The sequence below is a fragment of the Gilvimarinus xylanilyticus genome (genome assembly GCF_024195295.1).
Lineage (GTDB): Bacteria > Pseudomonadota > Gammaproteobacteria > Pseudomonadales > Cellvibrionaceae > Gilvimarinus > Gilvimarinus xylanilyticus.
The window spans coordinates 115,570-128,191 of sequence record NZ_JAMFTH010000008.1 but is presented as its reverse complement, the minus strand read 5'-3'; the positions used below and the strand labels follow the sequence as shown (position 1 = coordinate 128,191).

The 12,622-nt window shown below is 52.2% G+C and carries 11 protein-coding genes and 1 tRNA gene; 4 read left to right on the top strand and 8 right to left on the bottom strand.

Annotated elements, in window-relative coordinates; genetic code table 11:
- Together M6D89_RS16930 and M6D89_RS16925 are read left to right on the top strand one after the other, a co-directional pair.
- Positions 1–184: hypothetical protein (locus tag M6D89_RS16930; RefSeq protein WP_253969275.1), on the top strand; the 184-nt coding region annotated here is incomplete at its 5' end.
- An 11-nt stretch (positions 185–195) separates the two neighbouring features.
- Positions 196–759 (top strand): manganese efflux pump MntP, encoded by a 564-nt coding sequence (locus tag M6D89_RS16925; protein ID WP_253969274.1) that lies wholly within the window; start codon positions 196–198, stop codon positions 757–759.
- A gap of 53 nt (positions 760–812) precedes the next feature.
- Here M6D89_RS16925 and M6D89_RS16920 read toward each other — a convergent pair whose 3' ends face one another.
- From M6D89_RS16920 to ilvC, 3 genes are all read right to left on the bottom strand, one after another.
- Positions 813–1,010, bottom strand: a complete 198-nt coding sequence (locus M6D89_RS16920) for a hypothetical protein (protein WP_253969273.1) — start codon at positions 1,008–1,010, stop codon at positions 813–815.
- A gap of 72 nt (positions 1,011–1,082) precedes the next feature.
- Entirely contained in the window at positions 1,083–1,952 is an 870-nt protein-coding gene (gene pssA, locus M6D89_RS16915) for a CDP-diacylglycerol--serine O-phosphatidyltransferase (RefSeq protein ID WP_253969272.1), read from the bottom strand.
- Positions 1,953–2,071: 119 nt separating this feature from the next.
- Positions 2,072–3,088, bottom strand: a complete 1,017-nt coding sequence (gene ilvC, locus M6D89_RS16910; protein WP_253969271.1) for a ketol-acid reductoisomerase — start codon at positions 3,086–3,088, stop codon at positions 2,072–2,074.
- Between the two features lie 113 nt (positions 3,089–3,201).
- On the opposite strand from ilvC, the gene ilvY reads away from it, so the two are divergent.
- Complete coding sequence (gene ilvY / locus M6D89_RS16905; RefSeq protein ID WP_253969270.1) at positions 3,202–4,065, top strand: HTH-type transcriptional activator IlvY; 864 nt, start codon at positions 3,202–3,204, stop codon at positions 4,063–4,065.
- Between the two features lie 35 nt (positions 4,066–4,100).
- On the opposite strand, the gene M6D89_RS16900 is transcribed toward ilvY, so the two are convergent.
- The 4 genes from M6D89_RS16900 to M6D89_RS16885 all read right to left on the bottom strand — a co-directional run bounded on the left by M6D89_RS16900 (position 4,101) and on the right by M6D89_RS16885 (position 11,813).
- Positions 4,101–6,746, bottom strand: a complete 2,646-nt coding sequence (locus M6D89_RS16900) for a glycoside hydrolase family protein (RefSeq protein WP_253969269.1) — start codon at positions 6,744–6,746, stop codon at positions 4,101–4,103.
- 69 nt (positions 6,747–6,815) lie between these two features.
- Positions 6,816–9,944, bottom strand: coding sequence for a TonB-dependent receptor (locus tag M6D89_RS16895; protein ID WP_253969268.1), 3,129 nt, complete (start codon positions 9,942–9,944; stop codon positions 6,816–6,818).
- A 331-nt stretch (positions 9,945–10,275) separates the two neighbouring features.
- Positions 10,276–10,875: a beta-phosphoglucomutase family hydrolase gene (locus M6D89_RS16890; RefSeq protein WP_253969267.1), complete on the bottom strand. Its 600-nt coding sequence runs from the start codon at positions 10,873–10,875 to the stop codon at positions 10,276–10,278.
- A 53-nt stretch (positions 10,876–10,928) separates the two neighbouring features.
- Positions 10,929–11,813, bottom strand: a complete 885-nt coding sequence (locus M6D89_RS16885; RefSeq protein ID WP_253969266.1) for a substrate-binding periplasmic protein — start codon at positions 11,811–11,813, stop codon at positions 10,929–10,931.
- Positions 11,814–12,045: 232 nt separating this feature from the next.
- Between M6D89_RS16885 and M6D89_RS16880 the strand changes: the two genes are divergently transcribed.
- Positions 12,046–12,132: transfer RNA gene (locus M6D89_RS16880), tRNA-Leu, on the top strand.
- Positions 12,133–12,393: 261 nt separating this feature from the next.
- On the opposite strand, the gene M6D89_RS16875 is transcribed toward M6D89_RS16880, so the two are convergent.
- Positions 12,394–12,606 carry a helix-turn-helix domain-containing protein gene (locus M6D89_RS16875; protein WP_253969278.1) on the bottom strand — a complete coding sequence of 71 codons (213 nt, stop codon included), beginning with the start codon at positions 12,604–12,606 and terminating at the stop codon, positions 12,394–12,396.
- Positions 12,607–12,622: the final 16 nt, after the last annotated feature.

The following is a 12,622-nucleotide window of genomic DNA, read 5'->3' as shown; positions in this document are numbered from 1 at the left end:
CCCTGGGGAAGAGGCGCGCATTATACGCACCAATCCAATCCGCGCAAGACCCAAAAACAAAGTTTTTACAAAAAGATTAATGCTCGACTATTACCCCGACAAAACGCTCACAAATCACCCAGCGCCATCCCGCTGGCACACCCCAATCAGGCGCGATACCATTGCGCCTTCTATAAGTCGTTAGCAACTTTCCCTATGTCACTTATCACTTTGCTTTTTGTTGCCCTGGCCATGTCCACCGACGCATTTGCCGCCGCGATTGCCAAGGGTGCCAAAATGTACCACCCCACCCTCTTAACAGCCGCAAAGACAGGCTTACTGTTTGGCTGCATTGAAGCCTGCACCCCACTGCTCGGCTGGCTTATTGGCCGTGCGGCGGTTAATTGGATGGAGGCCTGGGACCACTGGATCGCCTTTGGCCTGCTTGCTGCTCTAGGCGTTCATATGATTATCCAGGGTTTTCAGCCTCCGGACGATGAAGAAGATAGCCAAACGTCATTATGGGCCTTACTGATCACTGCCACAGCGACCAGCATAGACGCCATGGCGGTGGGCGTGGGCTTAGCGTTTGTGCAAGTCAATATTTTAATCGCCGCTGCGGCCATTGGCCTGGCAACCTTTACCATGGTGACCATAGGGGTATTGTTGGGGCGCGCCATTGGCGCGGTAGCAGGGAAAAAGTCAGAAATACTGGGGGGATTAATATTGATTGCCGTGGGCACGCACATTCTGCTTGAGCACCTGCGCGACCACGGCTAGCGTTAAGGGCACCTCTATTAATCCAGAATTGTCTCTGCGCGAGTCCAAAACGCTCACTCCGCACGGCGCTCTTCGCCGCTAATGGCCGTAGCCCTTAGCAAGAAGAGCAAGCCTTCCGCGTCCTGCTCACGGCCCTTACCTACATCCATGTAGGCAACACAGCGGATGGGCGTTTTGGCCGCGCCCTTCGGGGCTTTCAGGGCTTCCCGATCTCTGTGTTGGCTATACTCGGCGGGCAACCAGCCCGACATCGCAAAGCCGCCTTGATCTCGGAAAGCCCTGAAAGCCAGAGGCAACTCTGGATTAATAGAAGCGCCCTAAGTCTAGTCGGTTGGATTATCGCTGCTTTCTTTCTGTTCAGGTTTTGAATTTTCACCTTTGGCGCGTGCACCGGCAAGGATATTCTTGCGCTTCCAAACCCAACACGCCGGGCCCGATAGCGCGTACAGCGTCGCCATAACCAAGAGCACCCGCGCCGGGTCGATACTAATAATGACAAAAATCAACACCACCACCAGCATAGCGACGAAGGGGACCCGACCGCGAAAGTCGATATTTTTAAAACTGGTATAGCGCACATTAGAAACCATTAACAGAGCCGCCAATACGGTAACCACCATGGCGAGAATCGCCAGAGGCAGCGACACATCGACATCGTGGCCGCTCCACACCATTGCCGCAAGCAAGGCCGCCGCCGAGGGACTGGCCAAGCCGACAAACTCCCCCTTATCGACGGTTCCTATCTGAGTGTTAAATCGGGCCAAACGCAATGCGGCACAGGCAGCGAACGCAAAGGCTGCCGCCCAACCCACTTTACCTAAATCGCCGAGTGCCCAGTTAAAAAGCACCAACGCGGGGGCCAAGCCAAAGGACACCATGTCAGACAAACTGTCGTACTGCTCGCCAAAAGCACTGGAGGTGTTGGTAAGACGCGCCACGCGCCCATCCATCCCATCAAGCACCATAGCGACAAATATGGCGATAGCGGCGGATTCGAACTGACCATTCATGGCCGTGATGATCGCGTAGAAACCGCTAAACAGAGCAGCCGTGGTAAACAGATTGGGCAACAGATAGACGCCGCGATGGCGGACCTTCTTGTCACCTTCTTGCACCTCTTCGACATGCTCGTCAAACGGCAGTAGGCTGTCGTCGTCTTCTTCAGAATGGGTCTTGTTAAGCTCGTCACTCATATTTGCAAGATCTCTACAGCGGTGTATGAAGGCTTAGCCTATCACAAAAACGACAAACCCCCGCCCGAAGGCAGGGGTTTGTCCAATCCAGCAACTCCCGCAGAGCGGGCGCCAGCAACTTAGTTTTTAGACTTGTCGACGATTTTGTTGGCTTGAATCCAAGGCATCATGCCGCGCAGCTTCTCGCCCACTTGCTCAATGGGGTGAGCCGCGTTGTTGCGACGGTTAGCAGTCATGGAAGGATAGTTGTGCGCACCCTCAGCGATAAACATTTTGGCATACTCACCATTTTGAATACGCTTAAGCGCATTGCGCATAGCTTCGCGAGACTCGTCGTTGATCACCTCGGGGCCGGTCACATACTCACCATACTCGGCATTGTTCGAGATGGAATAGTTCATGTTGGCGATACCACCTTCGTACATCAGATCAACGATCAGCTTCAGCTCGTGCAAGCACTCGAAGTACGCCATTTCAGGGGCATAACCGGCTTCGGTCAGGGTTTCAAAACCAGCTTTCACCAACTCTACGGCACCGCCACACAGAACGGCCTGCTCGCCGAACAGGTCGGTTTCGGTTTCATCTTTAAAGGTAGTCTCGATAATACCAGTACGACCACCGCCCACGCCGCTGGCGTAAGACAGGGCTACGTCTTTGGCTTTGCCAGAAGCATCTTGGAAGATGGCGATCAGATCGGGAATACCACCGCCTTTAGTGAACTCGGTACGCACAGTGTGGCCCGGAGCCTTAGGGGCAACCATAATCACGTCCAGATCTTTGCGCGGCACGATCTGATTGTAGTGGATGGCAAAACCGTGAGCGAACGCCAGGGTAGCACCGTCTTTTAAGTTAGGCTCAATCTCTTCTTTATACAGCTGCGCCTGAAACTCGTCCGGAGTCAGAATCATTACCACTTCGGCGCCGGCAACCGCTTCGGCAACTTCCGCTACCTTAAGGCCGTGGGCTTCAGCTTTAGCGACAGACGATGAGCCTTTACGCAGACCTACGGTAACGTCTACGCCCGAGTCGTTCAGGTTGCACGCGTGAGCGTGGCCCTGAGAACCGTAACCGATAATGGCAACTTTCTTGCCCTGAATAATGGAAAGATCGCAATCTTTATCGTAGTAAACCTGCATAGCAGACTCCTGTTAACTGGGTGAATAGAAAAATCCCGTGCAGTGTAGTGAATACACAGCGTTACGTAAAATGATATATTCGCAACTTAATATTGCAAAAACTGAAACACATTATGGATATACAAAAGCTTAAGCTCTTTACCGCCCTGGCATCGGCGGGCCATTTTGGCCGCGCCGCCCGCGCCTGCTATGTCAGCCCTTCCACGATCAGTCGCAACTTAAAACAGCTGGAAGAGGAGCTAGGCGCCGAGCTGGTGCTGCGTGATAACCGTTCGGTGGCCCTCACGGAACAAGGACAGCAGTTTCTGCAGTTTGCCCGCGAGACGTTACAGCAATGGGAAACCTTCCAGGAATCCCTCCTAACCGGCAGCCAACAATTGCGGGGACAGCTCAGTATTTACTGCTCTGTAACCGCGAGCTACAGCTTTTTATACGATATCCTCACCGAATTTCGCACCCGCCACCCGGGCATCAACATTAAGCTGCACACCGGTGACCCGGCCCAAGCCATTGACCGGGTAACCTCGGGGTTTGAGGACATCGCCATCGCCGCCCGCCCGGACCGTTTACCGGCAGGGCTGGATTTCAAGCCCATTGCCCGCTCCCCCCTGGTGTTTATCGCACCATTGCAAAAAAACACCCCTGGGCAATGGTACCGCCAACCGATTATTGTCTCGGAAGAAGGGCTGGCAAGGGAGCGATTTAACCGCTGGTGCAAACAACAAGATTTGACTCCCAACATTTACGCAGAGGTCAAAGGCAATGAAGCTATTGTCAGTATGGTCAGCTTGGGGTTTGGGGTGGGCTTGGTCCCCCTGATAGTGCTGGAGAACAGTCCACTGCGAGACAAAGTACAACGCATTGCGGATCAACCCGACCTGGGGCCTTTTGAGACGGGGATTTGTGTCTTAGAGAAGAGGCTGAAAAGCCCTATAGTCTCGGCGCTTTGGCAGGAAATTGCCGACAAAGCGCCTTGACGAAAAGGGGCGCCGCAAGCGGCGCCTAATCAAGATTACTCAAACATAACCGGCATAGAGGTGGCGGTTATGCCATTTTCACCATTGACGATTTCCTCGCCGCGCTCAGTTAACACCTCGCCCAGAACATCCTCGGCAATGGTTAACGCACTGTCGTCGTACCACGTGCTGGCGGTCCACCCGAACGGCACCACATGATAGCCGGTCATCTTGGCTGCCAACATGCTGCCAGCATCCAGCGCGCCCGCGGTGAAGTCTACCGTCAGATCATCCACCGACCCTTCGGTTTCAAACCCCTGCTCGTAGATAGGCTGCAGATCATCCACGACGCTGTCGCCGATAATTTCAATATCATCCACCATAATGTCGCCGGCGACGGTATCACCGTATTGGAAGCCGAACATTTGTGGAGACAAGGTGCGAGCGAAATCTTCGGGGTAGTCTTCGTCCGTGATTTCAAATTCCACTTCACTCCATTCGCCAAAGGTAATCGCTTCCATATCCACCGGGCCAAAGGCAAAGTGCTGCCAACTACCACTTTGGAAGAAGAACTGCATCCAGAAATCGGTTCCCTCAAAGCTTTCGGGCAACAAAATCTTCGCTTTAACGGACAAGTTACCTCCGAAATTAATCTCGCGCACCGAATTAACGTCGGCCTTATTCACCGCTCCAGTATCGCCCGCTGGCACAGTAGCTACCAAAGCATCATCGACGTTGGCCAACTCCACCTGGCCACCATCCCAACCCGCATTGACAAAACCTTCGGTGCCATTGCTAAAAGTGGCCTTGTATTGCGTGTCGGTCACGATTTTAGTCGGCCGAGCTGAAGGGTCTTCGATCACGATAGAGTCGATCATGATGGGATCGGACTTGGGCGTAGAAATACCACCTACCTGCAAACCAAACGCCTGGGCGATATCAATATCCGATGGAGGCTGCACGGTTTCATTAAAGTTCATAGTGTACTTGACTTCCGACCACTGCCCAGCCACTAGCGGCGCAGCTGCCACAGGTACAGCATTCCATGACCAACCTTCGCCAAATTGACCAAAGCCCTGCATCCACATATTGGGAATATCACTCGCGTATTCTTCCGAAAGGAACATACGCACCGTTACATTCAAGGTTTTACTAAAGTCGATCTGTCCAATAGCGTCGCCATTCCATGCCGCCATACTAAAGTCAACCTGATTACCCGTGGGCAAAGCCTGCAGACTACCGCCGGCAACCGAAAGTTCAGAATTGGTGGCCATCCACTGTTCAGTGTCGCCATCGGTGTTAAACTCAGCGGTATACATGGGCGGCACACCGGGGAACAAGTTCATATTATCGAACTTAATTTCACCTTCGGCGGTATCGGCTTTGCCGTTGGCCATAATCTCGACCCCCACATGGGTGACAGAGCTCTGATCAAACGCGGTAGCACCATCCATCAGATCGGCCGGATCAATTTCGGCGGGCACATCAAAGCGCAGCTTGTTCCAAGTGTTTTCTCGTAGCTCACGAGCCACTGACGTTCCCAAGCGCAGGCGGTTCCCATCACTATCTTGCAAGTACATGGAAATACCGGTGGTGCCGTTAGGGGCATAATTAGAGCTACCCGGCGCCACGCGCATAAACTCAAGGTAACGGCGATCCATATACACATCCAGCGAAGCGGCACCGCCGGTTAAATCCAGGGCCTCACCAAAAGCGTTAAGATATCCGACACCGTCTTCGCCACTACTCCAGGGAGTATCCACAACGAAGGCTACATCGCCGGTTGCTTGGGCCATAACCTCACTGTGATCGATGGGAAAATCTCCAGTCTCCGAGCCCGCAAAAGCACTCATAAGAAAAGGAACATCTTCCTGTGCCAGCAGAGTATTCGCAGAGACAATTTTATCGGCACTATCCCAGCGCTGGCCGCCAGCCGCAGCTGAAAAGATCAGGTTACTCTCACTATCGGCCGCCAAAAGCTCACCGCCGCGCCCCAGTAAGAAGGCGTTAAAGTCCTGGCCGCAGTTGGCGCCATCAATCATCAAAGGCAACTTAAACCCGGCTTCGCGGAAGCGGCGAATCAAAGCCTTATAAGTATCCACATACTCTTGATAACCAAGGCTAGAAGGGTTAAAGATTCCCATGGGGCCCCAGCCATCGGCGATGTTAATAATTACCCGGCCCTGATACCGATCTTGCGCAAGTACCGCAATCCACTGATCTAACCACAGAGTGTTCACGGCATCCACCAGAGCACCCGGATCTTCCTGGCAATGAAGTGCAGAGCCGTCATCGGTCAAGGAAACCACAGCCACCATATTATTTTCAGCAACCTGAGTCAGCACACCGTCAAGCTGATCCGACGTGACACTGCTGTCAATCATCAAGCGCACGGCGTTTGCTCCGGTTGCGGCAAGTGGCTCGATTGCCTGAATCATCTGAGCCGGGTCTTGCGCATACTCAAGAGTTGCACCGCGCAACTGTACAGGGCTTCCTGTTACATCCAGCAGGAAATTATCACTGGTGGTCATGGTGGGTTCATTTTCCGGAGGGCGCGGACGATCGGTCGGATCTTCCACTCCGGCTTCCGGATACATCATATCGATATCGTTATCTTCCCCTAACAGGCCGTCGTCACCACCGCAGGCCGTTAGAGTCAATGCGCCGGTCATTAAGACCCAAGGCAATAATTTCATTTTCATAATCAAACTCCATCATTATTCTTTTATCCCCCGCACAGGCAGGGGATGGATTACCTGATTGACCGGGCGTTAGTAAGTTAGCGTTACACCCACTGCGTAACGGCGCTCTTGCACCCAGATGTTCTGCAGCTGATCTTCGTACTGAGCATAAGAGCGTCTGTCGGTTGCCGTCAGGTTGGTGCCGTTGGCATAGAGGCTGACATGCTCGTTAATCCAGTAGCTCATCGACAAATCCAGGTAGCCGGCAGGCTCGCCCCAGTTAGCCAGATTCACCGGAACACCACTGGTGTTTAAGCCGGCGTAACCCTGGTACTCCTCGCTGCGCCAGTTGTAGGCAATACGGCCATTAAAGCCTGCGTTGTCGTACCACAAAATCAGGTTGGATTGATGCGCAGAGTTCGAAGGCAAGGGTAAAGAATTCCCTTCTAAGTCTTCGTTGTTAGACTCACTGTGGGAATAGGTATAGTTAAACTCGATACCCGTTGAGCTTAAGAAGCTTGGCAGGAAGGTAAACGGTTGACGGTAACCAAACTCGACCCCGTAAAGAGACGAGCCCTTAACGTTTTCTGAAACCCAGACGTTGGCGTTGTTACCACGATCGACCCCGTCACCATCAACAAAACGGCGACGCTCCTGGAAACTTTGAACCGAGGTGTCCACATCCATATAAAACAGCCCCAGACCAATAATGGCATTTTCATCGAAGTACCATTCGGCCGAGGTGTTGTAGACATCAGCTAACCAGGGATCAATGTTGATATCGCCCTGGTCGCTACCGCCACCCACACAGGTCACTTCTTCACCCACCAAGTTACCCGAGCTGTCGACGATCAATACACGATCGCCATTCTCGTCCGTTTTCTCGCAAGTGCTATACCAAAGGCTCAAACCTGAACCTACGTTTTGCAGGTCATTGCGCGAGGTTGTCCGCGCAGCGGCAAACCGCACCACAACATCGTCCGCGGGGAACATGTTCATGTTGAATGACGGCAGGTATTGAGTAAAGGAGCGCTCTTTGGTTTCTATATCGTAGACAAACGCCAGCTTCTGATAATCTACCGCACCGATGGAATTAAACACATCCAGAACTTCGGGCACGGTATTGCGCTCAACGGTGCGATCGGTTTGCATCACCTTCAAACCAAAGTTACCGCTGTAGGGAACTCCGAAAAGCCCCGTATCAGAACCGAAATTAAGTTGCCCGAACACTTCCGCCGATGCCTCTTCAACATTGTAGGCGTAAGCCGGGTCTTCTACGGTGCGCGTTCCCGGATAAAGACGGTTCATAAACGCCAGCGGCGAATCCCACTGAGCGGGATCGAGCGCAGACACACCCCCTTCGAACCCTGAGAAAGGACCAAAATCAGTAAACACTGAGGTATCCGCTGCGGTAAAGCCGTTGTTGTATAAACCGGCATCAATCAGCTCCTGTGGCTCTTCATCGTAGTTAAACAAACGCCAATCGGGGTAACGCTGCCAAACGCGGTTACCTGAGTAGAGCTGGTTGCGCTTGTCGATGGGAATACGCTGATCGTTGGGGTAACGCTCGGTAGGCGTTACATAGTAGTACTGCGCGTAGTCAGCCTCGCGAACGCCATAGCGAACCCCGAAGTCAACTGAACGGAAAAAGTCAGTGTCGGAGAACTCGAAATTAGCATCCACTCGCGCCACATTGAGCGTACCTTCGGTGTTGTCCCCGGTGGCAATCGCTTGATAGCGACCCAGCAGGTTTGCATCGGACACATCTTTAGCAAAATTGAACGAAGGATAGTCGCCTGTGTAGTCCACAGTCACTTCGTAGGGGTCAATCGGGTCTTTCCCAGGAATGCCGTCCACATCGACCCACTCCCATGCGGGAGTCCCCTGCTGCAGCGACGCATTGCGGTGGCGCTTTTCAGCTTCGGAGTATATGTACCGCGCAGTAACCGTCAAATTATCATGGTTGGTGTAATCGAGCTGTATATTGGTATTTAGGGCAGCGGTTTTGTTGATGTCGTTAGACGAGGTAGTAGTGAAATCAGGCGCCAGAACATCAGCCACACGTAAGCTATGGATAGTGGCAGTTTGTGATTCGCCATTTTCATCGACATAAGAGAACTGACCACCTTCACTAAACTGAGAACCTTCCTCAAGCACATCGTACAGGCTCGATTCAGTGCCCGGGGTTCCATTGACCGAGTATGAACTTACCGCGCTGTTACCATTAAAGGCAACGCGAACCCCGCGGTTGTACTGATCCATACGCGTGTAGAAAGCATCACCACGCAGATTAAAGTTATCGTTAATCTGCCACTCAATGCTTGCAGAACCACCTTCGCGCTCACGGGTCACAAAGCTGCTTGAGGCGCCGTAACTGCCGGGCACCAAATACCAGTCGTTTTCCAGATCGCCATCGCCGTCAAAGTCCATGGGATCGGTGGGCGTACCATTTTGCCGATCCAGGAACCCGAACTGGGGGTTCTCGTACATGGAGTAGTTAGCGTTGTAGGTCTCTGAGCTGAACAGGCCTAAGTTGAAAGCTACATCGTCATTCAGCTTAAAACCGAAAAAGCCGCTAACGTTATAGTCCGGGTCGCGAGTACTGGTGCTGCCATCGGGGTTCACTTCGTCCTTAGAACGGCTACCCATCGAGCCCTCGGCGCGCAGGTTAGCGGTTACGCCCTCGTCCATAGCCAAAGGCGACAAGGTTTTCAGATCCACCACCCCGGAAATACCGCCGGCGACCATCGACGCAGACTGCGATTTATATACGTCAACCCCGTTAATCATACCGGCGGGAATATCCGAGTAATTGGCGCCAACCCCGGTAATGCTCCACGGACTCAAAAACTGCTCACCGTTTAAAGTGGTTAACACCTGCGGCATACCGCGAATATTCAGGCTGGTACCCTCGTTAGCCTCGCGGGTAATCTGTACCCCGGTGACCCGTTGCAGGGAGTCGGTAATGGTCAAGTCCGGCAACTTACCGATATCTTCGGCGACGATCGAATCCACGATTCGATCCGAATCACGCTTGATATCGATGGCCTTAGCCTGAGACTGGCGCACGCCCCGAACGATCACTTCCTCTAACAGCAGCTCGTCCTCGGCCGCAGCGTCGGTAGATTCTTGGGCATAGGTATACTGGCCTGCCGCGGCAACACCAATGGCTAATGCCAGGGCACTCTTGCGCGCGAAAAGCGAATGGCTTTTTCTCATAGGAACATCCTCGTGCAACTTTATTGTTAATTATGTTGGAGCTTTTGATCTAACAGTGTTCTTCTATTGCTGCAGTCGGCACGGCAATAGCTATTGTTATTTTTAGACGGCATCCGTTCTACCGGTCTACCGAAACCAAACTGTAATCGATTACAGTCACATTTGGCAAGCATGTACGATTGATTATATATGAACTCTAATTTCCCATATAAAAACCAAAAAGACAATTAAAAATACTTTTTTATATAAAAAGCCTTAAAAAACAGCAAGAAGGGCTAGCTGGATCAGCTCTGACCCAGCTAAAACACGAGGAAAATTGGACTCAGAAAAACTAGAGGAAGTAATCGTTTTCAATGCCGAGTGACTCAAGCACGTCAATGCCCACCATTCCTGCCCGCTCGGCAGCCTCTAACCCAAGCTTGGAATCTTCGAAAACCACACACTTTTCCGGCGCCACGCCCATCAACTCGGCGCAGCGCAAGAAGGTATCAGGGGCGGGCTTGGGATTCGCCACCAAATCCGCTCCGACAATATGCTCTAACAAGTGGCCAATGCCACAGTGCTCAATAATGCCCCGCGCCTCCTCAGTATAGGCGCCAGTTCCCACACTCATGGGCTTTTTACCGGCATAGCGCTCGGCCACTTCGAGCAACGCCGTGGGCTTAACGTACTGCTGGGCCACCTTAGCCACGACAGCCTCTTTATAGTCGTTCATCTCATCCAGGCTGGCGGGAGCCTCCAGAGAAAACTTATCCAACAGAATTTCAATGGTTTTCTTGGTCGGCACTCCGGCCAAAGAACGCATTAACGGTCGGTCAATGGGAATACCGTACTGATTGAGCGTTTCGGTCCAGGCCACCTCGTGCAGCTGTCCACTGTCCACCAAGGTGCCATCCATATCAAAAATAATCGCTTCGTATTGATCGAACAAAAGAATTTACCTACTACAACAAAAGAAAGGGCGCCTACTTTACCGCGCCCGCTCTAAGGTTGGAACCACAACCCACTCTGCTCCAGAGGAGTTGAATCAGACAGATCGGGATTGTGCAGCGGGTAAATACGGCGCTCACTCAAGCGCGAGCGCTCGATAGCCTCGCCGTAATAACGCAAAAACAACCTATCGAAAGAGCCGTCCTCAAACGCAGCGTGCAGCCCCTCACTCAACAGTTCAGCAAGCGCTTCGTTTTTGCGAGCGGTAAACATATAAAAAGCACTGGGATAATGGATCGCCACGCAACACGCCACTTTCAACGGCATTTGCCGGTAGTGCGCCATTTCATCCCACACTTCGATGACCGAACGGGACACATAGTCGACACGGTTGCCCATCAACATATTAACGAGGCTATCGCGGCTGACTGAAGTCACCACTTCATAGCCATTTGCTTTCATATAACGCACATCAGGCCAGTCATGACCCAGGCCTGCACGTAGGCGTTTAAACTCACTCGGCATCAAATCGCGACCAAACCGGCTCGCATCGGCTTCGCGAACCAGCAACAAACGCCACCCCGCCAACCCCTTGAACATAGGAAAGTAAACCGGCCGCAGGGTTCTCTCACGGTCTGGGTTTGTATGCATAAAATTGACATCGTAAACGCCGCTGTCGAGGTTGCGCATAGCTCGCCTATCGGTGACGGCCTGCCCTTCTATAGGCACCAGGGTATAGTGGCGCCCCGTTTTGGACAGAGCCAGATCGAGCAAGTCAGCGAAATACTCCGTCAGACGAGAAAAAACCGGATCATCTCCTACATACTCAGGGTACCTCACCGGAATAGACTCATTCGCAGAAGGCTCAACATCACACATCCCACCAGCCGCAAGCGTAAACAATATAACGCCCACCACCGCAGACCGCAGATGCAACATAGATGGCCCTCCAGTTTATTATTATGAGCTCAGTATAGCTCGCATACCTTAAATTCCCAACCACCCGGGCACGCCTTTAAAACAGTCGTATCACCGCCAAAAATGCTCACAAAATCATCAAGTTGTGCATTTTTATCGTTTTTTTAAGGTTTTCCTAATTTAGCCGTTGACAAGCAATTTCTTCCCCCCTATCATGCGCGTCCTCAGTTCGAGGTCACACCCGAATTGAATTGCCCAGGTGGTGAAATTGGTAGACACGCTAGCTTCAGGTGCTAGTGGCCTCACGGCCGTGGAGGTTCAAGTCCTCTCCTGGGCACCAATTGCAAGATATTGTTTTTATTGACCGTATCTTTATCGAAAGGCCAAACACTTATATCAAGTGCTTGGCCTTTTTTGTGCCTGAGACCAAATTGAGGCCGTTTTGCGACCGCCGGTCATTCTCTCTCCCATCAGCCCCATCCCTACGACAACCAGCCAGCACGAATCGAGATGAAACACACACTCCACTCAAGGCCGCCTTTATTTAAAGCCCACTCGCGCCTCTGCCACAACCATCTGAATGCTGAGGCAAATAGAAGCGCTACTGATCAACGTCTGGCGAAATCTCTAATAAATCTGAAATTTCACACTTGAGATAACGGCATAAGGTTTCCAGCACCTCAAACTCTACTCGCACTGCAGTTTCCTGATAGAGCCGAGTCACTGTCCCTCGGTTTATCCCTGTATCTCTGGACACATCAGCAATCTTTAATTTTTGCTCACCCATTATTCGTGACAAATGGCACTTTAGCATTACTGTAAGCCCTTTT